We start from the raw sequence: 23,609 nt of genomic DNA on the forward strand, positions 1-23,609 counted from the left end.
GTCGCACTTTGCTCAACGATTGGCGGTCAGTTGCTTTCGATCTCATCATACACATGCCAATAAAAGCTGTGGAAGAAATAGCGAATGCAGTACTCTTCCCCACCCAAGTATTCTGACCTTTTTAAATTCAAATCCAATTTGTAATGTTCCAAAATTGGTGCAAAGGTCCCGATCTGCCGTTGCACGGTCCGTCCACTCACATATTGACTTTGACTAAAGGCTTCCAGTGTCTTGAACTTTTGATAAAAAATAGCATCCCAGATGATGAAAAGCAGCGTAGATTTGGTTAAATTGACCCGAATTTTATTGTATAAAAATTTTTCAGAAAAAGTGACTTTGATTACTTTATTATCTCTAGACATAGTAAATTCAGGATACCCCTTTTGAATGGTATCCACTTGCTCTAGCACGTTATTTAACACAGGATATGAGATATTTAATTCATCAACAACATCTTTATAGGTATAGGTGTCTTGGTATGAGCGATAATAGAATAAAAAAAACTTTTGCACTAAGCGATCCTGTCCTCTTAAAAAAGAATCTAGCACATAGAAGCCCCCTTAATTTAGTAGGAATTAGTATATAGCAGCATACCTATAGCAATTCAACCTATTTGCTTTAAGGAAAATGGAAAAAAAACAGGTCAAACTTTTGAATGATCTGAGGACAAAAGTTCAAACTGCTTTTTTACAAATAGATGAAGGCTAAGAAATTACCATTTTAAAAAAATAAATAACTCATTTTACTTTCGATACATTTTTTCTTACAAATCAGACTTAATAATTACTTAATAATTGTCTGAAAACCAAAGCCAATCATCTTTGAGCCTATTATCCATAAAAAATAACGTGCTTTTTTAACACCCAATCCGTATGATCAAGCACACTTTCTTCTGACTTGTTGCTTTCCCAAAGAATATTTATGTTATTTTCCCCTTCACCTTTCTTTCGATGTCCAACAATCATATCTCAGTAGTACGCCCTCTAGCTTATGGAAAAATGGAGAGAATGAGGCGTGGTGTCAATCAACGTCATCCCACATTTCTCTTTGAAATAGGTTTGACAGTCTTTCTTCGCTGTTTTTACCACTTCTTCTTCAGTAAAGACCCGCTTCTCTTTTTTAGTTGTGATCTCACTCAATTCAAGTAGAATCAAAATTTGCGCCTCTAAACTATTGATATTTGCCCATTGCTGAAAAAAATTTTGACTATTGATTTGAGCGATCTGTTCTTCCAACTCCCCACAAATCTGAAGAATCCGTTCTTTCACATGAGGCAAATTTTCTGAGAAACGAGGGTCGTTCACTTTCTCCCTATAGTAATTTAAATAATCATTCATATTATTTATTTGAAATAGCTGGCTCATTTGATATCCTCCCATACCGTTAAAAACAACGACTCGTCTTTACCTTTTCCCATTTTTTCCTCTCTTCTTGATTAAGCGTTATCCTCGCTTCCCCCTGCCCATCGGTATTCCTTTGATTTCATCCCCGCAATCTGCTGCGCCTGATGAAGTAGTTTTTCCAAAATGATCATTTATCACTTCACTTTTTCTACACTAGCTTTCCATCTGCTCTGCTTGCGGATCACTTTTATCAAAGTCCACTTGCAAGTTGCCTGAGGCCAATTGCCGAACTTTCTCTTGAAGATCGCTATACATGGATGACACGGTCTCTTTGGATTCATCAATTTCAATCAAAATTTTACGCGCTTTGTTTTCCATACCTTCTAATTCTAGTTTGGCCGCTTTGATCAAATGATCGGCTTCTGTTTGCGCTTCTTCTAAGGTCCGACTCGCTTGTTTTTTGGCGGTCAACAAAACCTCGCCGATTTCTTTTTGCGAATACTCGATCTCCTTTGTCAGCTGCTCGTTTTGTTGAACGAGTTGATTGATTTTTTCCTGTGCCTCTACATACAAGTCGTACTCACTTCCTTGTAAAAATTCTCCCGACTCGATACGACTTTGCAGCGCTGCTAATTCAGCATTGCTTTGTTCTAATTGGGAAAACTGCTCATTAAATACCCGTTCTTTTTCTTCGTATTGCGATTGATAAGCAGCGGCTTCTTCAGTAGCTTTGACTAATTGAATCGTTAGCGCATTTTTTTCAGCACTTAATTGTGCGATTTGTTCCAAGGGTTCTTCCAGTTGACTGATTTCTTTTTGCAGCTTTTGATTTTCTTTTGTGGCTGCTTGCAGCAGCTGACTGGTTTCGATCAATTGTTCCGCTTGTTGTTCACTTTCTTTTAATTGCGTTCGTAACTGTTGGTTTTCTCCAAGAGCATGAAGCAACTCATTTGATAAGGCGGTTTTTTCTTCAAGTACTCGTTGTAGCTCTTCTTTTGTTGTTTCAAGTTTCATACGCATCTCCTCCATTTGTTTTACTCCTTCAAATATTTCTGCCTGCTGAATGTTCATGGTTTGTTCTAACTGTGTATTTGTCTCATGAAACGTCGTTGCTTGTTGTTCCATCAAGTCAACATGTCCTTGTAGCTCATCCATTTTCACAACTTTTAGCATCATTTCTTTTTGTAATTCTTGATTTTGCCTTTCGAGCAAGTGTTGTTCTTCTATCGCCATTTGTTTTTCTTCTTCCGCTTTTTCAAGCGCTGCTTGTAAGTCGGCAAGTTGTTGTTCGAATGCTTGAATCTCTGATTTTAGGTCTTCCTGTGGTACGGATTCGGTTTCGTCATTGGCTTCTTCCATGACAACGGAATCTTCTTTTGCCTCTAATGCTTGGCTGGTCTTATCCACAGCTCCCCCCTCTTCAAGATCTGGCATTTCGTCAGTCGTTGTTTGTTGATCATCCAAGTGTTTTTCTGCGAGTAAGCGTTCATGAACAAGCTCCTGCGCGATTCGGTTGTCCCCTAATATTGGGAAATCCGCCGTTTCTTCTTGATCCAGTGAAAGCAGTTCATCTGGCACACTGTTGATCTCATCAATGATATTTTTTGTGAAAAACCAGCTGTCTTTATTTTTTGCCATAATTATCCTTTTCCTTTCTGTTCGTTCACTTCATTTTTTTCTACTTTAGAAAATGCATCGGTATCCTTCTCACGAAGAAAAATCTCTTCATAGATCGTTTCGGTTTCTTTCTCAGTGGTCATTTGAATTTCGATCGTAATCTGCATGAGCTTCGGAATTTCTTTGGATTCTGCTACAAAAGCGGTGATATTGTCCTCGATTTTTTTGCGGTTTTCTTCATTCTCAGTCGCTCCTGTCATGGCGATCGACAATGTTTGGGAAGGAACATCTAATGAAATAATTGCTTGTGTTAAGCCAAAATAAGGGACGAGCTTTTGTGTCAGCTCCGTTTCAATTTTCGGTTGCAGGGCTTCTTGCTCTTGACTTTTCGTTAGTGCTTCCCAAGAGATGTCAGCAAGTCCAATGCCTTCTTCTGGATACGAGCGAACAGTAACCTTGGACAGCACTTCATTTTGTTGAGTTTTTATTTTCTGAACCTCTTTTTCCAATTGTGTTACTTGCTCGTTTCGTTGAAGGAACTGATTTTCAACTTGGAACAAAGAAACCATCAGTAAAAAAACGACGACGCCCATTAAGAGGGTGGTTATCATTAAAAACAGGGTCGTTTTCTGCGTTTCCAGTTGCTTTAATATTTGTAGTTTCTTGTAAAAAACAGCTGGATGACCTGTCAGTTTTTTTGCTTGTTCCATCCGATAATGAATCAGGAAGCGACTAGCTAAAATTCCAAATACCAAAAGGATTACTCCTATCGCGATTCCTTTTATAATCAACACTTGACGACCTCCTTTTACGCTCGGCAGAATAGCAGTTAAGATGCCTTCCACTTGCGTTTTTTTGATTAAGCCAAAGCTGCGACTGTCTTTTGAGACAGCCATATGATCCCCCAGAACAAAATAATAGCCTGCAGGAATTTCATGCAATTCTTTTAATTGCTCAGCAACGTTGGCTTGTAGTTTTACTTGAATCGTAGAAGCAAAGGCTGACTCTGTTTCAAAGTCAAGAATCAGCACATCGTTTTGAACAATAAGTTTATCTCCTGGCACCCCAATGATTCGCTTGATAAACATTCCATCCTCACTGGAAGCGGAAAACGCAACGGTTGCATAACGTTGTAAAGTTTGTGTTTTTTTGATAGCTACCTGTTGACCATCTTTAATGGTCGGTTCCATCGAGCTGCCAGCCACTGGATGAATACTATACTGCGTAAAAAAGAAAGCAATAAGGCTCACACTGACGACGCCGATGAGTAAGAGTAAAACATAAGCGAAGGTCATTTTGTGATTGGCGGCAACCTTTTCTTTTTCTGTTTTACCTAGGTTCCACATAGGTCACTAACTCCGAATAGGCTAAATCATTGCCAATGACCCGATAAGAGATTTTTGTGCCGCCGACGACATTTCCTTCGGAGATCAAGATTCCTTCATCGGTCACCGCTTCAACAAAAGCAACGTGTCCGTAATTCGGATCAGATCCGGCTGTTCCAGGGGTAAATGAAATAAGCCATCCTGCTTTAGGTACTTGGCTTGTTTCGTAGCCTAGACGCTTCGCAGTTGCCCCCCACTCGCCACCATTTCCCATATAGTCATCAACTGATTTCCCTAATTGCGCCACACGATTGTAGGCATACCAGGTACATTGCCCCACGGGATAGGATCCCGATACATTGTAATTTTTCCCATCATAGTCGGGATACGTCATTTCCTTTCGATAGGTTTCTGGAATTTTCTCTTTTCCTACCATGATGCTACTGGTTGATGTCGTACTTGCACTCAAGGGTTGATCATATTGGGTTAAGTGGTACGCAGCGATCAAAGAACTGATTTTTTGATTATAGGTCGTGTCCGTCGCATACTTCCCGGTGAGGGCATCTGCCGCTCGCAAATAGTTTTTGGCAGTGGAACGCCACGTGTCTTGATAAAACAGTTCATTGCCCTGAATGCCTCCTCGAAGCAAGCTGACATAGTCACCAAGGGATTGTGCATAACTAGGGTATTTGCGAAAAGCAGCTTGAATTGTATACAACTCCCCATTTCCACGGTCTTCTTGGGTAGCAAAACTCACTGATGATCCTTGATAACTTCCCTTTACTCCGAATAAATTATAGTTTGGTGCACTTGATAATGCGCTGGTTCCCGAGCCGCTTTCTAAAATCGCTTGCGCAATCATTACCGAAGCAAAGACATCGTAATCAAGACCTAACTTTTGTGCCGATTTTGCAATGGCTTGAATGAATGTTTGTGTTTGAGCGTTTTCGGAGAAATCCATTGAAGCAGGGTACGCTTTTTCCACTTCTTTGCCATAGGTTGTCAGCTTGTTCTCAGCAAGCCGCTGAACAGTTAATGATTCATCCGCCAATTTCTCTTTTGAAAGAAGACCAATCTTAGCAACCTTCTGGTTAGCCAACTCTGAGTGTTCTTCGATTTCTTTGGTTGTCGGTTCTCCAACCGTTACGTAATGGTCACCGCCTAAATACAAGCCCAGCAGTTTTCCCTGATGGTACAACAAGTCTCCCGCTTGTTTTTCTTCACGAGGAATTTCTTCTTTATGGGTCGTTTTCAGTGATTGATCAAAGAGATTCTCCAACAGGGTATTGATGAGAACTTCCGTGCTTTCTAGAGGGATCTTTTTTCCATCCTCATTTTTTTCGTTACTGAGTTCGAAAAGTCCCACTTGCTTGATGCCTTCATAAATCAAAATGGCTTTACTCTTATCTGTGAATGTCTTTAAAAGCGGCAGTTCAAAGCCTTTTAGATCCGTTTCAGCAACCTCACTTACTCGGAGGGAAGCATCTAGCGTGGTCCCATTGATCTCAGACAAGAGTTGTGAAACGGCTGACTCAGGCAAACGCTCTTTATTGAATGTCTCTGATTGGGTATTAGCAGGAAGGGCAACGCTTTGCTCTTGTTTTGCTGGTGAACTAGACGCCGCTGGTTTCTTGTCTTTTTCTGGTTCTTCATCGGCAACAGCTTCGGTAGACGTTTCCGTAGAACTTGGTGTAGTTGCCGTTGGTTCTTTTGAAGAAGACGAAACATTACTCGTACTGGAAGAAGTTGGTTCCGAGCTCGGTGTCGTTGATTCACTTGTTTCCGTCGGTGTTGACGTTTCGCTAGGAGCAGTACTTGCTTCAGTCGATTGACTGGTGGAACTTTCAGAGCTAGTAGGAGTTGTTTCTGATTCAACTGGCGCTGAGCTGACGGTCTCCTGACTATCTTCTGAAGAAGTAGCGGGAACTTCTTCACTTGGCACGGTACTTGGCACGGTCACTTCTTCTGAGCTCATCGGAACTTCCATACTTTCCGTACTAGATGGCACCGTTTCTTCGGGAAGCTCCAGAACACTGACATCAGTTGCTTCAGCAGCGGATTGGTCTTCCGCATGTAACGGCTGACCGATCCCATTTTGGATCACTAGTAATCCGAATAAAGCTGTACAAACAGCAATGGTCTTTTTTTTCATGGTTGCACCTTCTTTTTTCCTTTCTTTGATTAACACTTTTCTGACAGAGGGAACTTTTCACATTTTTCTTGCCGCTGAACGATCAACGGATAATACTAAAGAATAAGATCGGGAGCATAAAGAACAAAAACATCGGTAACATCGTCTGAAGCGGATCTTTGACGAACCGTGCAGCAATGATCATGGCAAAGCTTTGAAAAAATGAAATTGGATTTTCTTCAACGATTTTCCCAGTGGACTTTTCGGTCGATTGCTTCAGACCCATGGTAGCCATTTCTGCTTTCGTCATTCCCTGAATCGATTCCACCGCCTGCAATTCTCCTTGAACGACTCGTCGATAAGGCGTTCCTATATTCCCCTCACATCGCAAAAGCGTGAGGATCGGCGAGGCTCCTGGTTTGTTTTTTTCAATGTAAGAAACCTCTGTTTCTTCGACCACTTTATTGAGAGAGACCGTATAGATATAGACATCTTTAAAATCGGTCGTATAGATCTTGTCCCCTTCTTCTAAAAACTTGATGCGATGCATCAGTACATCTTGTTCATAAATGTTATGGGCGAGCAAAACGTAGTTGTCTTTTCCTAATTGCTGTTCTTGGCGAAATGTTGCTGCCCCCGTTAATAAATTTTGGTTGGCTAATCCAGCGAGTATCGGCAAATCAATCGATTGCTCTGGGATCACGAGCTTCCCGATTCCCCAGTTGTTTGTTGAAAGCTGCAATGCGCTCTTGGCACTTGCATAATCCGCCACATTCACACTGGCAATTTGTTTTTCTTCATAATCAGCACGTTGTATCTTACTCAAATTGTAGTCACTCAACGTCTCTTCAACCCCTACATCAACGGCAGCTGTTGCGGTTTCTTGCTGCATTTGTAAGTACCCATAAAAGGCAACCGCTAAAATCGCCAACATGCTAAGAAAGACGAGTGCAAAATACGTTTTCGTCACAAAGAAGAGTCGTTTCAGATTTTTGCGTCCTCGCTCGGATCGTTTCGGATCTGGCGAACGAAAATAGCGTAACCAATAGCGGTAAACCATGATCAGGATCAAGAAAAGAACCAGGTTGATCGCAAGTGTCCCTAAAATGATATTTTGGTAGCTCCACACGTTACGCTTGGTTACCTTCTTTTGTATCGCATAGCTATATGGCACTCTTTTTCCTGTAACCAGCAAGCGGTAAGTATTGATTCCAGGTGGGGTACACGTGAGTAAAGTCACTTCATCTTTCCCCGAGTTGATTTTTACTTTCTCCACTTCACTTGGTAAGATTTCTTCAAATGAAGTGATCTGATAGGCCAACCGTTCCCCTAAAATATTGATAAAAAACAAATCGCCTTCTACTAGATTTCGTACATCCGTAAATAGGACCTGATTTTTCACCCCGCTGTGTCCTGTTATCACAGAGCGGGTATTTTCACCGCCGATCGGGATCGACGTTGGTTCGAAATGCCCTAAGCCCTTATCAAGGGTTTTATAAGAAGTACCATGATAAAAGGGCATCTCTTTAATATCAATTGCTGGAATATCAATGGTTCCCATGACACCAGATTGATTTTTCAAGGCACTTTCATAAACAACCGGTTCAGGATTTTCTCCTTGCTGCTTCGCAAAAATATACTCGTTATACTTTTGTGCTAACTCGTATTGTGCTTTTTTTTCCTGCTCACTCATTTTTTCCATGGTTTGGTCATAAGCGACCTCTGCTTGACTTCGTTCTCGATTGGATAAATAATTGCCGATGATTGGATAAATAAGTACGAGGAACCCAACCGTTATCATAGTAATGGCAAAAATCATTAAGAATGAGTGCTTTTTTCTTGGTTGACGTTGCCTCATTTTTTCTCCTTTCCCATCTTTGACCCGACTGTTTATATTTCGGTCAATTTGTATGTATCTGTTTTTTATAACTAAGTACTTTTATTGAAAAAAGCAGGACAGTTTTTTTAGGACTGCCCTGCCTAACGAGCCATTAAAACTTGTTGTGTTTCGTCTTCAGAGCCCTTATCCCAATCGCGCCCATACTAATGATAAACACTAGAATAAGGTACAATGGTTGCGCATTTCCGATATTTCCACTCGTTTGCGGCAGCCGTTGCGTGCCCCCATCAGGAGTGGTTCCTGGAGGGGTCGTTCCTGTTGCATCCACCACACTTGATTTAGGATAGAGAAAGACTTCTTTTAACGCCTCCCCTTCCCGTTGTGGCAAAGGAACCTCCACAATGACTGGGTCCATCACTGATTTCAACAATTGATTGTCTTTTTCAATGACTTGATAGGTCCCACTAGCTAAATCAGCAACCCGTGCCAATCCATTTTGATCGGTGGTGACGGTTATTGAAAAAGCATCTTCTCCGACGACTGGTTCAAAGGTCGATTGTCCTTGGACAGGTGATACCCTCGTGATCTCATAAGAGATTCCTGGTAAAGGAGCAAGAACATTGCCGTTTTCATCTACGACTTGATCGACTTTTGTTCCATCCATAGGCAACTCAGAAGAAAGAACCGTAGAATCACTTAACTTATATTTCAAAATTGAAATCGCATAGGATTCATTGCTTGCTTCAGCAGCATGTGCTGGAATCGAAGATACCCCTAGCCCTAATAGAAAGAGGAACGCGAGAAAGAAAACCGATATTTTTTTCATCTACTTACGCTCCTTTCTTTCTAAGCTGATCATAGTAGTAATACAACGCCCAGATACCTGCCAAACCAAATGCACAGGCAATTCCTACGAGCCAAACCATCGGTCCGTTAACCCCTGCTTGAGGCAATTCAGTCGTTTTATCGTTTTCTTGATAAACCATGATGGTTTGATTTCCCTCACCAATCGTGACTTTGATTGGTTTTTTGATCAATTCGTATCCGGCAGGTGCTTTTGTCTCTACAAGATTGTATTCGCCTGGTTGGATACCCGTGAAGTTCAAATAGCCGCTTGCATCGGTGGTTGCACTACCGACTTTTTCCGTTTGATCATTGCCTTTGTATAGATCAAAGGTGGCATCAGCTAACGCTTTTCCTGAAGCTTTTTCGACATCACTTAACTTTCCATCTCCATTTGCATCAACGGCAGTTCCTGTTTCGTATTTAAATAACCGAATAGTAGACAGGCGGATCAAGCCGATGTTGACATCTGTCACATGGTGAACATGCTCTTTCAGATTTTCATCTGCCGCTAAATCTGTTAATTCTGGCAAATCATACGCTGCTGTTTTAAATGTATCTTGATCCGCTTTGGAGTTTAGTGTAGGATCGTCTCCAACCAAAGGAGTCGTTACTGCAAATTTCTTTTGAACCACTTGATCACCAACCACAAATTCAGCAATGTACTCGCCTTCTGGCAAGTTTTGGAAAATATATTTCCCAGCTGCATCGGTCTTGATCAATGAATTCCCCGAGTCATCAACGAACTTTTCCCCCGATAAGCTTTCCTTGACTAACTCGTTTTGGTACGTTTCCTCTACAAAGCTTGTGCGATAAAGCTTGACTGGAATGTCTTGGGCAGCCAATTCCTTGGTGCCATTTGCCAAATTGCCGATCAAGCCATCTAAGTTATCGTCCTACCAAGCCACACCGGTAAGATCACGACCGTAGACGGTGGTTTCAAAATTCTGCGAGCGAACATCCATGTCCAAATAAGAATTGAACCGAATATTATTGACCAAAACATCTCCTGGTTCTTGCCCACTTGGATCAATGGTGACTGTCAGGGTGATCGTGTCACCAACTGGTAGTGACTCTGTCGTCACTAAAAATCCTTTGGCTTTTGAGATGTCAGAATTACTTGAATACAGTGTCCAATCGTTAATATCATTAGGATCAGTTGTTTCACTCACTGTCTCATTTGTGAAATAGATTTTTGCATTTGGATCATCAACCGCTACTTCTGTCACCTTGTAACTTCCGTGGAAGATCGTGCCTCTTGAGTCACCATCATATGGAAGAACATCGCTGATTCGAACATCTTTAATCGGTTGTGCAGATTCGTTTTTCGTCGTCATCGTATACTTGATAGCATCGGTTACTCCAACTGGTGTATCATCACCAACTTCAATAAGTTTTTTGTCACCAGTTTTACTGACGATCACTTGTTGGATCAACTTTTCTTTGAAGGTATCCGATGAAGAACGAATCGTTGCAACTGCTTCATCCTTCACTGTCGGATCATCCTTGCGCCACATCTCACCTACAGTAGAAACAGTCAAATTACCGGTAAAGCCACTTGAATCGAAACTTAGTTTTGGAAACTCAGAGGTTGCTTTGAAATTGACTTCTATTCCAGTGGTCAATGGCATGTCTGAGAAGGACCAGCGAAGTTTGGTCGTTCCGTCGGCGTTATTCGTAATAGTCGGTTCTGGAAGACTATTTCCTTTTGCATCCTTACTAGAATTTGCTTCGTAATTGATACCTTTTGGTAGGGTAGTCGTCAGTGCACCGTCATAGTCAACTGTGCTTGTGCCAGTCAGGGTTCCAGAAACTTTCATAGAAATCGTTTCAGTCGTATCATAAAGCTCTTTTTCAACTTCTGTTTTTGTTAAAATACTGAAAGGATTGACATAAGCCGATTCACCAATCCAACAAACATATTGCATGGGATATGAGACTGCTTTTCCGTTCGAATCATATTGAGTTGGTAAATATTTTCCATAATTGGTACTCGGCCAGAAGGGTTCATCTTTAACAGGATCGTATAAGACATTGCCATTATTATCTTTAAATTGCTGTACAGACAACAACACTAACGGATTCCCAGCGGGCGTTTTATTTCCCGGCTGTTTTTGAATGACTTTTAAAGGGACTCTTGGCATTCCTTTCCATCCTGTTGGAACCGAAGTTTTTACATAACAGGACACAGCTGAAATTTCTCCACCACTTGCTTCTGCTTCTTGCGGTGTCGAATACCAATTGTAGAGTGCTTCTGTATTAGAAAAAACATATACTTGCATGGTTGATGGTGGCGAATTTGCGAAACTCTTTGCCACCCCATACCTAAACTTTGCATTACCAGCTTCAGAATTATATGGTTCTCTAGAAGTATCATATTTTAAGGCACTTGGATCCCACATAAGCAAAGTATCTATTTCATAAACTGCATCATTGGTCGTTCCAACAAAGTTAAAAGCAACGATTGAATCGCCTGAAGACAAGCGGGCATTACCTGTATTTTCAGCAACAGAAGGGTGGTTTAGTGCCAAATTATTCAAGGTACTATCCATATCGATGTCAACGGTTTTCGCAAATACTGGTCCACCTACGTATGCTCCAGACGGAGTGACTATGGTAGGATACGAGATGCTTGAATTATTTGAAGTGGTTAAGCCATCATATGAGACAGAATCAACATAAAAAGTCATATCGTATCGATTCCAATTGTTTGCTCGGGCAAGCGCTTCTGTTTGGGTACGGTCCCAAGACATAATGAGCTCTAAACTCGAAAACGCTTTGGATGAGCTACTAGTGGTTCTATTTCCAGTCATGAGGTACGTATATGGATTGACCACCCCAGCATAGTCGGAGTTAGTGACATTTCCATTCGTGGTAACATTAAAGTTACCTGATTCATAAACACCAATCTCTTCCAGCACTCCTTTTGGTTGTGTGGAATAGATTTCGCCAGTGCTGGCGTTGGGAGTCGCTAACGGTGCAGTAAATACATTGGTATTTACCGTCCCAACGTTTTTGGTAAATGCTTGTGTCCGCTGATAAGTTGCTGGTGCATAAGCTCCGATTGAGTAATTAGTGTACTGAGCAGTGGTTAAATTATTCGTCGTGGAACTTCCATTAACTTGATACGTTCCCTTTTGCTTAATTGTGTAAGTAATGGGTCCACTTGGAAAAGATGCTCCTCGATAATCGCCGGCAGCTCTTCCTTCCAACGGACGCAAGATTGTTACTGCCCCTACATCATATGCATCTAGATTGGCATTGCTTCCACCAAATACTTCTGTTCCTTTTTTTCGATCCCCAGAAACCAATTGAATTTCTACTGATGGTTTAGCAGAAACTGTTGTCTGTGGAACAGCAAATTCAGAATCATACACATTGTTGATAGATTCAGTTATACCACTTTCCAAATTTTCAGCATCTATTATGGTTAACTCAAAAGTCGGTTGCATCACCGTCCCGTGCTTTGCATCGAACACATTTACTACGACTGGCACAAAGATCTGCCCCGTATCACTAATAGCAGATTCCATGACACCTTCCGAATACTGGGTACCATCACCTGCTCCCGTATCAACATAAGTCCCGTTTGCAATTTCTCCATTGACTTGCGGTACGCCATTACTATCTTTGGTGATTGCATTAGGAAGAGTCGCTTTCAATCGATAACGAATATTGGTGTAATCTTGATCTTTCGTACTATTTTGAATCGTAAATGAAACAAGATAAATCACTTGATCGTGAGAACGAACAATGGTATTCGTCTCATTCGAGTCATACCCAGGATTGTCATTTGTATCAAATGTTGCTGTTCCTGTTTTCAAACTAATTTTGCCTTCTCCCATTTGAATAGGAGAACTAGCAGTAGTTCCGATTTCCTCTGACGTCGCTTCACTAAAGTAGACAGGTTTATTTAAGGAATCTTTAGAAGTGTATTCCTTATTTGTCAACTCTTGCAAACTCTTATCCGTCACAGTTGTTGGAACAACGATCACCTCCGCATTTGAATCCTCATTAGCTGAAGAAGAACCACTATCATCTGCCTTTAACGTAGAGGCAGACGGAATAGCCCAGATAATCAACAAAGCGAGTACAACCGGAAACAGAACGGCGACAAGTGTATTCAATTTAAATTTATTCATTCCTTAAGTCACCTCATTCTTTCCTTCTGAACTCCTCTTAGTTGGTTTGACGTTTTTTATCAATCACTACAGCAGCTGTACCAATCGTGATGGCGCCAATTGCAATGGCGATCAACAAGGTCGTTCCAGCGCCCCCAGTGAATGGTAAATCAGTCTTCGTTTCATTGACGATCGTTGCTTCAATGATATCGTTGGTTTCACTTGCTAAATTCACTGTGATCTGTTGTGGTGCTTTCAACAATTCATAGCCTTCTGGGGCTTTTGTTTCAACGACCCAGTAATCGCGTTTGATGTCTTCTTTAGCAAATGTTGGCTCAGTACCAATGTCTTGTTGTCCGTCACCGTCTGTATCGGTATACCAGTTCAATTCAAGACCGTTAAATTCTGCAAGCCCTTGATCGTTTGACGTTGCTTTTAATAATGTGACGCCAGTTGGTAATGCAGGAGTTGTTGTTCCGTCATTATTCAAGGTGTACGTTTTGCCATCAGAAGCGAGGAATTTGTTGGCTTTGGCATCTTCTTCACTGGTTGCAAGATGGAATTCCGCACCTGCCAATAATTTTGCTTCATCTTCTGCTGTTTTCTTAAGATCGAACCCACCTGTGTAGTATTCTGGGTCATCCTCTGAAGGTACATCGACAGGCTCTAACCCTGGCGTTAAGTAAGCAACATCCATGTGGTTAAGAATGGTTCCGTTGAAGTCTTCATCCGTATGGGTTTCAAAAACAACTTGGATTTGAGTATCTCCATTTTGAGTGACTTTCTTCATTCCAGCTTCAGTCAAACTTACAGTAACTGGTTTTTCATTCTCAGATTGGTCAGTGATTGGATGTGTAGTCACATTAGCACCATTCAGTGTAACAGTATAATCTGTACCTAATTGTAGTGCTGCCCAGTCACTGGAATCTGTCTTCGTATTAACAGCTAACCCATCCAACATAATTTTTTCGTTCAATGTATCACGGATCGTATAGTAGTCAGCGTAAATTTCGTCGCCTGCAGAGACTGGAATATCCGCAATTTGAGTACCATCTTTGTCATAGACCGGTGTAATGACCATGTCTTGTGACGCAACTTGATACAATCCGCTTGGAAGAGATGCGTTGGCTTCCCATGTAAAGTGGTTGCCCGCTTTGTTTGAGAATCCTTTTCCTTCTTCAACGGTCTTATCTGGTTCAAGTAGCGATTCCATCAAGTTTTTCGGTTGAACTTCTACGTTATAAATCAATGAGCCTAGATCATCACGATCCGTTTGTGGTACTTGCACAAAGAATGGATCTGCTGGTTTTGCGACAGCAGGAGAAACACCACGGTCATCTTCTAATTCGGTAACTAGATAGATACCGTCTGCTGCATTACCAGTTCCCAAGTCAGCTACAACAGACCCATCTGCGCCGGTCGTCACTGTTTGAGCAGTAAATGTAGTATCAATCGTGTAATCTGTTCCTTCTTTTTGAACAAGTGGATTCGTTAACGCCGCATTGCCAACTGGTTTTACACGTTGAATAAGGAATTTGATCCCTGCTAGCGGTGTCTTCGTAACATCTTCTTTTTCCCCGTCGCCACGCTCGCCAAGTTCAGATAAATCTTTCACTTCATATTTCCAAAGGGTAATGGAACGAGGAGTTGTGTTATCTGCAACAGGCCCGGTCGTTGCAGCATAAGCAGAAACAGAACCCACAACGGGCACAACGATGCTTCCTGCAGTGAAAAGTGACGTGGCAATAACAAATTTGGTTATCATTTTTTTCTTTGGTTTCATTATTGAACCTTCTTTCTTATTCTTATCTAGCAACAAAACAATCCAACATTTTTTCAATCTACATAATCATCACTCCTAAAGTGCCTCTTGATTTACTATGATTATGAAATAAATCAGCTCTGAGTAACTGACAAAATCAGCCTAGAAAATTTTTATTTCGGTCTTATTTGGCATTGAAAAATTCTGATTATTTGTGTGAATTCGACGATGAGAGCGGATTCAATAGTCAGTGATAGTAGATTTTCTCCAAAATGTTGGCATTTTGGCTCTCAAATTCCAAAAAAACTGGCTCAGCTTTTTAAAAGAAACTGGGTTCTCCATTGGGTCTTTAAAAGAAAAGGACAAAATTCTGATAAAAATGCTTATCTCCTGTCGCTTTCTTCTGAACAAACAAAAAAAACCGCTAAAATTAGCGGTTTTAAACAGAAATTTCTTTTGATTTGAATAAAAAAAGATTGAAGGATTTTAGGGAAAAGAAGGGTTTTTAGTTTTCGGAACTAAGTGTTCTAGCTGATTAATTATTTCCTCATTCTCCACCATAAATTGTTCTTGTCAATAAGTTGCATTAAGCATTTGCTGCTTCAATTGCTACAAATTGGATATACAAACTTAGACAGTTTATAGGTTAATAAAGCCTTGGGTAATCTTAGATCGTCTTATAATATTCTAAAACTTTATTAAACATGTTCGAGTCTTTCTGAAGCCCGGAAATTTTTTCGATAGTATTTTCTATCCCGTTATTTTTAATATACTCTTGTAATTCCACTGCTTCCTCATCACCAGCATCATCATACTTAAAGGCATATGCCGCACCGTATAGCAAATGATCATTGGATAATCCATATTCAGAAGCAATATATGCTGGTCCCATTATTCTGTCATCTGGAGATAATTTTCGAATTGGCTGACGTGCCACCCTAACAATAGGGTCGTTGATTCCCTCTTGATTATAATCATCATATCTTTTTATAATCATATTATTGATATACTTATTCATTTCCTCATTAGAAAAGCCAAATTTCTTTTCTAATCCCGCTGCAGATTCAACTATCGCCTTTTTTACTATGCTTTGAATCTCTGCATCACGTAATGCTTCATCAACCATTGTATAGCCTTTGGTATAACCAATATAGCTAGTTATTGCGAGCCAACAATTCACTAAATAAATTTTTCTTTTGAGTACCGCTTCTAAATCATCTACGTACTCTGCTCCTTTAATGGGTCGACTATCTGGATCATCTAACTTCTGTCGTTCAATCGCTAGTTCATGAGAATCACTAATTGCTGTCCCTTCTTTACCGTTGTAAACTCCCCCAAATACAAATCTATCAACGCCAGTGTTGGGATATGCTCCAATTTCGGATAACTGATTTATCGTAATGATTCCAGTTTCACTCATAAGATTTACTAGCATATCTGTGCCCATAATAGCATTCTCGCATGCCATTACGAGAACTCTTCTTCCACCCTCAGCTAACCTTTTTTTTAGCCCCTTAGCTAAGATAGGTGCTACACTGATTAAATTTGTTTGCATGACAGATGTTGTGATGATGTCTACTTGCGTAATCACTTCAATTATTTCTTCTTGATTTTTTTTTAGAGACAAGGCAGAAACGTTGTCAATAATTTTTTCCTCATAATTATGGTTCGTTAAGAATAGACTATAACAATTATTTCTATTGATATCTTCAATCAAGGTATCAGAAACATCCGCAAAAATAATTTCGTATCCATCGTCATGGAGAAGTTCTCCAATAAAGCCCTGACCAATCTTTCCTGCTCCAAAGATTAATGCTTTTTTCATACTCAACTAGCCCCCTTCACTTTATCCTAGTACAGCCATAAATTCATCGTGATATTTCCCAAATGTACTTGGGTGTTTAAGGATTTTAGAGGCACTACCAACTACAAACCCGTTTGCACCACTTTCATACATTTTTTTACTGTTCTCTGGTGTCGTATTACCATCAACTAAGAGATCAATTTGAGGATTAAATGAATCTAGCAGTTGCCTAATTCTTTTTAATTTAGTAAAAGAATTAGGGACTAATTTTTGTCCTGCAAATCCTGGGTTAACTGTCATTAAAGTCACATAATCAAGTTGGTCAAGAGATTCTTCTAAATAGGAAATGGGTGTCCCAGGACTAAGAACTAAACCAGCTCTACAATCCATATCTTTGATTTTTTGAAGCAATTGATACGGTTGATTCGTCGTTTCTGGATGAAAACTTATCCAGTCGTCTTTCCTTGTTCGAAACATAGAAAGGTATTTCTCTGGTTCATTGACCATCAAATGTATATCTATTGGTATGTCGGTCATCTCTCTTAAATCACTAAAAACAGATGTACCTAACATGATATTTGGTACAAAATGACCATCCATTACGTCGAAATGGATGACAGAGAGTTTATACTGATCAAATTGATTCAAATACTCTTCATATTCGTATATTTTTGGAACCATTATTGATGGAGAAATAAATGTATTCAACCCCATATATTGCACACATCCTTTATTATTTTATAAGTGTAAATAACCACTTTTTAAGTTACTACTTCAACTTTCTTTATATCGCTTAATTTTGTAACTTCGAGTTAAACTGTTTACTAATTTTATTCCTTAGAAAATTCCGATGATTGCACCGATAGCTGAGAGCAATACTAAGATCAGCAATACGGAAGTAGATTTCATTTTTTTATTCAGACAAATCAAAGCAATCATCGTTACTGCTAGTGGTAGCATACCTTTTAATAATTTATCTAAAATATCAGTTTGTACATTCAAACTTAAATCATTAAACTTAAACACTAAACTCGTACTCAAGCTGACATAGTTTGCTGTCAACGCACCAATAACAACACCGCCCATTACTTTCGCACCTAGCATCACTTTTTTCAGAAGGTCGCCCCCCATCAATTTCTGGATTCCTTCTTTCCCGTAGCTATAGCCTTGCATCCATAAGTAATATGCAAGTCCCAGCATAATGACGAACATTGACACAATATAGAAAATAGGACCAAAGATATTCCCTTCTGAACCGATACTAATGGCGATTGAGAGAAGAATTGGCACCAGTGTACCTTGCCACAATGTATCACCAATTCCAGCTAATGGCCCCATCAATCCTGTTTTAATTGAGTTGATTGCATCTCCAGTAATTGGGGCACCTACCGCTTTTTCCTCTTCTAATGCAATTGTTAAACCTCCAATGATTCCTCCAAAGTGAGGCTCTGTATTAAAAAATTCCAGATGACGATGATAGCTTTTTCGCAGAGCTTCCTCATCATCGCCATAAAGTTTATCTAAAACTGGTAGCATTGCATGTAAAAAACCAGATGATTGCATGCGTTCATAGTTATAATTTGAATGAGAAAAACATGTCCAACGCCAAAAGCTTTTTTTTACTTCCTTTTTAGTTAGTTTCTTTTCTACTGTCTTTTCCATTAATTGGTCACACTCCCTAGCTTAAACTTGATTTAAAAAATAATTGCGTATAAATAAATGCCGTAATAAAGGCCAAAATCGAAACAGCAATAATAGGTAATTCCAAATACACTGCCAAAACAAACCCTAAGAAATAAAATGCCGCAGTGTCTTTGCTCATGATTGATTTCAAAATCATCGCAATCCCCAGTGCAGGAAGAACACCCCCAATTACTTCAAGTACGTGTAGCGGCTTACCTTCTAAGGCATCCAGAATATCCTTCACAACGCCAGATCCAAAATAGGCAACAAGAAACACTGGAATCACTGAAATCAACACCAAAAAAAGCTGTGGTATAAACATTTGAATACGATCGATTTTTTTGGAATTTAATTCATCTGCTGCTTTATCAATCATGTGTAAAAACGAAATATCGACTGTCATATGAGCAATCCAAATCACTGTTCCCAATAAACCAATTGGTACTGCCATCGAGACTGCTACTTCGGGCGAAGCATTCGCAGCCATGGCTAAAGCTGTTCCTAGTGTTCCAGCCAATCCTGGGTCCATTGGCACGGTACCACCTGCAGAAATATAGGCTAAATAAGGCAAGCTGATTGCCGCTCCAATCACACATCCCTGAACAATATCACCGAGTACCAAACCTACCAAGGTTCCACAAATCAGCGGACGTGCTAGTACGGTACTTCCCAATAGTGTAAGCCAAGGTGTGCCATTTATACTCAGATAATATATCAGCCCAATCAATAAAGCTTGAAAGACATTAATCTCCATTTTCTTCTCTCCCTTTTATAAGTATTGTTCGATATTTGTGCTTTTTTCTTCTGGGATTACTTGAACATAGACAGACGTCCCATCTGCGATGATTTGCTTGAAGCAATTACGCTCTTCATCACTAATAGAAATATTTCGATACAATTGCGTGCGATCTTTTCGTGCACCCATTCCACCGACATTTAGTTCTTCGATTTTCACACCACCATCCATAATATTTTTGATCACTGTTGGGTTCTTTGCTAAAACAATCAGCTTATTTCCATCTGAATCTTGTGACAGATAATCGATCGACTGCTTCTCAGACATAATCAGCACTTTGATACCTGAAGGGGCTGATGAAGTCATGATCATTTTTAGAAATTCATCCTGTGCAACTTCGTTATCAATAATTACAATTTCGTTTGCCTTCGTTTCATGAACCCATGCGGTCATTACTTGACCATGAATTAGGCGATCATCAATTCGAGCAAAGACAATATTTCTCATTATTCTTCCTCCTTTGCAAATGTTTGCGCTTCAGTAAATAATTCCTTGATACCAGCTTTTCCCGTATGCATGATATGGGTTACTAATTCATCCAGTTCCATCGAGCTTCTCATTAAAACGCCCTCAATAAACATCGAAAAATTGACTCCAGAAATAGAACGATACTTCGTGTTTGGCAATTTTTTCACACAATAAGCTGTTGCCTTAAATGGGCTCGCCCCGTAAAGGTCTGAAAATACCAGTACGCCTTCTCCGTCATCCATTTCTTGAATTTTTTCAGCAGTCTTATCATAAAACTCATCAATATTGTTCCCTTCATAGAGCCCTAGATAATCGACTTTTTCATTCGACCCGACAATCATTTTTCCACTTTCTACAATTCCTTGCGCAAGATTACCGTGACTCAAAACTAAAATTCCAATCATACACTCATCCTTCCTTTCAACTTTATATAAAGCAATTAGCATGCCAGTTTTTCCACACACATGAAAACCGCTTTAGAATAGGAATTTCTATCAATAATTTTCTATGTGTAACATCTTTTTATCACACTTTTTCATTTTTCAATGTGTGCAACGCTAAAAAAGATCATCTGTTACACTTTGACTGTAACAGATGATCTTTTATAAAAATCCTTTAATAATTTTTGTCACATATAAAATCTCGCTATCAGAAATAGTTGTTCCATACATTCTTTCTAATATAGCTACTTCTCTTTTTACTTCTCTAAATTCAACATCTTTATCCAATTCCTTTACTTCAAAATCAAGGCTTTCTTTACGAATCGCTCGCTCCAACATTCCAAGACAATGAAAATAGAATTTTATGACAAGTGTATCAATAATTTCGAAATTCATTCGTTTAGCTAGCGAAATCAATATTTCATCCAGAGCTTCGGTTGCCTTATAGACATTCAAAAATATCACACTTTTCTCTAATGAATTATAAAAAAGATGATCTTTATTTTTTATAAGTCGACGACTCGAATAATCAAAAATATTCGAATCACGCTTATTCCCCATGAAATAAGTACTTTCTTCTAACAATTCATGAACGAGTTTTTTCATACCCATATTGGCAAACAAAGCTTTTCTAGTAGCTTCAATGATGATTGGAGATGTAACATTATCAATAACCATGATTTCTATTCCAGTTTCTTTTGCAATTTTACTTGGAAAAGATGAAAATGAACCCATATCAGCTAACAGGAGCACTCCAGAACCTCGATCAATTCGCTTAACGGTTTGCAAGGCTTTATGATACACATTCTCAATACTCTCCTCAAGTGGCATGTCAACTCCGACTGCGTGACTTATCCCTAATAAATCATTAACCATTTTGGCTAAATTGGTGGCTACACCGACACCATGCATAAGTATCAAAATTCCAATAGGATTTTGTCTGACATTTTGATAAATGGTGTCCAAAAACAACTCGATGATTTCCTGTTCTTCGATTGGAATTTGTATACCCATTTTTCGATTGATTTCGCTAATCAGCTTATCCGCGTATTTCTTGAAGTGTGTCTCTGAACCTGGCTCAACAATTTTTTTCGATCGATAAGGGCTATTACTTGTTTGAAGCTTTAATACTAAGGCTTCAATATGTAAAGCTAGATTATAAGTGATATGCGGATCGCTTTTAACCTCCAAAGCAACTGATATTTCTTGGATTGTTTCTTCAACAATGTCCAATATTTCTTTGGAAACAAGTTTTTCGATTCCCTTATTCGCTTGGACATCCACATGGTCAGGCTTTAAGTCAACTTTAAAAAAATCATCAATAAATGACGTGATTTTTTGTTGAATTTCTTTGATTGAACGACCCTCTTTTAACAGAGTTGAGTACCTTTCTAAGACCGATTGATAAAAGGAGGTTTCATTTCCGATTGCATCTGGAACTGTTATCGGAAATGATTGCTCAGAACGCATCTTCTCACCTTGAAAATACAAAGTGTCTTGAATACTACTATTTTCTATAGGCTGAATCACTTCGCAAACTTCTATGTGTTCGAGTGTGATACAAATGGTATTTTTTTCCTGGATCATAGCTTGAGCAAATTCCTTAGCGCATAAAATTTGAATGTCATTTTTTAATTGGCCAATATTGCCTGAACATGAATAGGATGCTAAATAGTTGATAACTGATTTTTCAACTTTGATTTCTCGCTCAATTTTTTTGGATTCAATACAAAAGAAGTAATCAATCAATTGCAAACGTTCCTTAAAAGTTCGATCCTTGAGATCAGGCAATGTTAGCACCATAGGAAACCGTCGTTTAAATGTTTGTAATAATGAGCTATCAATACTCTCTGTTGTGGCACACAATATCAGTATATTAACTTTTCTGGCTGCAGTGTCAGATTCCCCTAACCTGCGAAATTTTTGAGTATCAATAATTGTGAAAAGCATTTCTTGCCCCTCAGGTGGGAGACGGTGAATTTCATCTAAAAACAATACGCCATGATTCGATTTTTCGATAATACCCGCTTTTTCCGTATCCGCTCCCGTGAATGCACCTTTAACATATCCGAATAAGATCGATAAGAGGAGCTGCGGATTATTAGAATAGTCCGCACAATTAAAATGGACAAAGGGACTTTTATTAGTGAACCTACCAATTTCTTGACCATATTGAAACATTATTTGGGCAAAGGTACTTTTCCCGACACCTGTAGACCCCAGAATGATCGTATGTAATCCATTCGGGGGGTACATTATCGCTGCTTTGGCAGAATTAATGTGTGTACTTAGACTTCCTTCAGCACCGATAAATCTAGAAAACGCATTCATTTTTTCTGATTTTTTTATTAATATATTTGGAGAATGCACTCTTCTCGGAGACTCAGAACCTTTTAAATGGTTTGTCTGATATTCACTGTTTAAAAAATACTGTACCGGCTTTCCCTTTTCTTTTCTTACTTGACCTTCTCTAACCAAAGCATTCAATTCTCTACTTGCTGCTGTACGACTAATTAGTAACTGCTTAGATACATCCGCTGTTGTAACTTTGGCACCTCCACACTCACTAATAAAAGATAGTACTTCTTCACGTCTCCCCATTAAAACACCTCTCCTAAACACTCATTCATGACTTGTCTATAGATTATAAATAAATGAGAGAAAGAATCAAGTTTTCATTGATAAAAATTAAAAATCAAAACCGAGGATACACTGAATTATTTCCCTCAAAGCACTACCCAAATAATCTAAACATATTTATTTGTAGTTTGTTTAACACTGATGAATATCGTAGAAACAAAAAAACCCCGCTCAAAGAGCGGGGCTAACGTTGTTGCCAACGATTGATTATTTGTTTAAAGCGTCTTTTGCTTGGTCAGCTAATGCAGTAAATGCTGCTGCATCGTTTACAGCCAAGTCAGCTAACATTTTGCGGTTGATGTCGATTTCAGCTAATTTCAAGCCGTGCATCAATTTTGAGTAGCTTAAGCCATTCATACGAGCCGCTGCGTTGATACGCAAACCCTCATTTTTATCTACATTAAGGGGTATTCAATGGGGTATTCAATCAAAAATAAACAGGCATAGGATAAAGTTGATTTTTATTTAGAAAATAAACAAACAGAGATTAAATAACAAATATACTTAGTTTAATGAATGAAATCTCGTTTATCTTTAGGGATTAAATTGATGAATAAAACTGCTGATGGGTAATGTTTTTGCATGTATTCTACAGCCCCTAATACATGTGAATCTTCAGAAGCATACAATTCATCCTTTAATTGCCCCATATCAATATGGATACTTCCACTTAGAAAATCAACTGCATCTTTAAATTCTTTATCTTCCTTAAACATATCATAAAAATCAGCAAGTTCTTTGCAAGTAACTACTCCATTTATCGTTAGCTCGATTAATGCTTTTTGGATATTCAAAC

General features: G+C 39.2%; 18 protein-coding genes and 1 pseudogene. All 19 read right to left on the reverse strand.

The window, feature by feature from the left end:
* Nucleotides 1-26: 26 nt before the first annotated feature.
* Nucleotides 27-512, reverse strand: coding sequence for a helix-turn-helix domain-containing protein (locus IGI73_RS13345; RefSeq protein WP_428206710.1), 486 nt, complete (start codon nucleotides 510-512; stop codon nucleotides 27-29).
* A 471-nt stretch (nucleotides 513-983) separates the two neighbouring features.
* Nucleotides 984-1,364, reverse strand: a complete 381-nt coding sequence (locus IGI73_RS13350) for a DUF7006 family protein (RefSeq protein ID WP_428206712.1) — start codon at nucleotides 1,362-1,364, stop codon at nucleotides 984-986.
* 192 nt (nucleotides 1,365-1,556) lie between these two features.
* Nucleotides 1,557-2,981, reverse strand: coding sequence for a hypothetical protein (locus IGI73_RS13355; protein WP_428206713.1), 1,425 nt, complete (start codon nucleotides 2,979-2,981; stop codon nucleotides 1,557-1,559).
* Between the two features lie 2 nt (nucleotides 2,982-2,983).
* On the reverse strand, nucleotides 2,984-4,306 hold the full coding sequence (lepB, locus tag IGI73_RS13360) for a signal peptidase I (protein ID WP_208769665.1): 1,323 nt from the start codon (nucleotides 4,304-4,306) through the stop codon (nucleotides 2,984-2,986).
* Entirely contained in the window at nucleotides 4,290-6,437 is a 2,148-nt protein-coding gene (locus tag IGI73_RS13365) for a glucosaminidase domain-containing protein (protein WP_428206716.1), read from the reverse strand. The genes lepB and IGI73_RS13365 overlap by 17 nt, the downstream gene beginning before the upstream one ends.
* A gap of 82 nt (nucleotides 6,438-6,519) precedes the next feature.
* Entirely contained in the window at nucleotides 6,520-8,274 is a 1,755-nt protein-coding gene (locus tag IGI73_RS13370) for a class C sortase (protein ID WP_428206717.1), read from the reverse strand.
* 133 nt (nucleotides 8,275-8,407) lie between these two features.
* A complete protein-coding gene (locus IGI73_RS13375) occupies nucleotides 8,408-9,082 on the reverse strand; it encodes a pilin N-terminal domain-containing protein (protein WP_156236563.1) in 675 nt (224 codons plus the stop codon).
* Nucleotides 9,083-9,086: 4 nt separating this feature from the next.
* On the reverse strand, nucleotides 9,087-9,977 hold the full coding sequence (locus tag IGI73_RS13380) for a SpaA isopeptide-forming pilin-related protein (protein ID WP_428206719.1): 891 nt from the start codon (nucleotides 9,975-9,977) through the stop codon (nucleotides 9,087-9,089).
* An 18-nt stretch (nucleotides 9,978-9,995) separates the two neighbouring features.
* Complete coding sequence (locus tag IGI73_RS13385; RefSeq protein WP_438759246.1) at nucleotides 9,996-13,241, reverse strand: SpaA isopeptide-forming pilin-related protein; 3,246 nt, start codon at nucleotides 13,239-13,241, stop codon at nucleotides 9,996-9,998.
* A gap of 37 nt (nucleotides 13,242-13,278) precedes the next feature.
* A complete protein-coding gene (locus IGI73_RS13390) occupies nucleotides 13,279-15,003 on the reverse strand; it encodes a SpaH/EbpB family LPXTG-anchored major pilin (RefSeq protein WP_428206721.1) in 1,725 nt (574 codons plus the stop codon).
* 646 nt (nucleotides 15,004-15,649) lie between these two features.
* A complete protein-coding gene (locus IGI73_RS13395; protein ID WP_428206723.1) occupies nucleotides 15,650-16,807 on the reverse strand; it encodes a mannitol dehydrogenase in 1,158 nt (385 codons plus the stop codon).
* 21 nt (nucleotides 16,808-16,828) lie between these two features.
* Entirely contained in the window at nucleotides 16,829-17,500 is a 672-nt protein-coding gene (locus IGI73_RS13400; protein ID WP_428206724.1) for a ribulose-phosphate 3-epimerase, read from the reverse strand.
* Between the two features lie 123 nt (nucleotides 17,501-17,623).
* The gene (locus IGI73_RS13405; protein WP_428206726.1) at nucleotides 17,624-18,448 is read right to left on the reverse strand and encodes a PTS system mannose/fructose/sorbose family transporter subunit IID; all 825 of its coding nucleotides are present in this window, start codon (nucleotides 18,446-18,448) and stop codon (nucleotides 17,624-17,626) included.
* Nucleotides 18,449-18,464: 16 nt separating this feature from the next.
* Nucleotides 18,465-19,223 (reverse strand): PTS mannose/fructose/sorbose/N-acetylgalactosamine transporter subunit IIC, encoded by a 759-nt coding sequence (locus tag IGI73_RS13410; protein WP_428206727.1) that lies wholly within the window; start codon nucleotides 19,221-19,223, stop codon nucleotides 18,465-18,467.
* 15 nt (nucleotides 19,224-19,238) lie between these two features.
* The gene (locus tag IGI73_RS13415; protein WP_428206729.1) at nucleotides 19,239-19,712 is read right to left on the reverse strand and encodes a PTS sugar transporter subunit IIB; all 474 of its coding nucleotides are present in this window, start codon (nucleotides 19,710-19,712) and stop codon (nucleotides 19,239-19,241) included.
* Complete coding sequence (locus IGI73_RS13420) at nucleotides 19,712-20,179, reverse strand: PTS sugar transporter subunit IIA (RefSeq protein WP_428213449.1); 468 nt, start codon at nucleotides 20,177-20,179, stop codon at nucleotides 19,712-19,714. Before IGI73_RS13420 ends, IGI73_RS13415 begins: the two co-directional genes overlap by 1 nt.
* A gap of 156 nt (nucleotides 20,180-20,335) precedes the next feature.
* Nucleotides 20,336-22,774 carry a sigma 54-interacting transcriptional regulator gene (locus IGI73_RS13425; RefSeq protein WP_428206731.1) on the reverse strand — a complete coding sequence of 813 codons (2,439 nt, stop codon included), beginning with the start codon at nucleotides 22,772-22,774 and terminating at the stop codon, nucleotides 20,336-20,338.
* Nucleotides 22,775-23,020: 246 nt separating this feature from the next.
* Nucleotides 23,021-23,191 (reverse strand): annotated as a pseudogene (gene rplT, locus IGI73_RS13430) (50S ribosomal protein L20); the annotation flags it as partial.
* A 131-nt stretch (nucleotides 23,192-23,322) separates the two neighbouring features.
* The gene (locus IGI73_RS13435) at nucleotides 23,323-23,607 is read right to left on the reverse strand and encodes a hypothetical protein (RefSeq protein WP_438759247.1); all 285 of its coding nucleotides are present in this window, start codon (nucleotides 23,605-23,607) and stop codon (nucleotides 23,323-23,325) included.
* Nucleotides 23,608-23,609: the final 2 nt, after the last annotated feature.

It is taken from the genome of Enterococcus sp. DIV0755f (genome assembly GCF_051713725.1).
Classification (GTDB): Bacteria; Bacillota; Bacilli; order Lactobacillales; family Enterococcaceae; genus Enterococcus_D; species Enterococcus_D casseliflavus.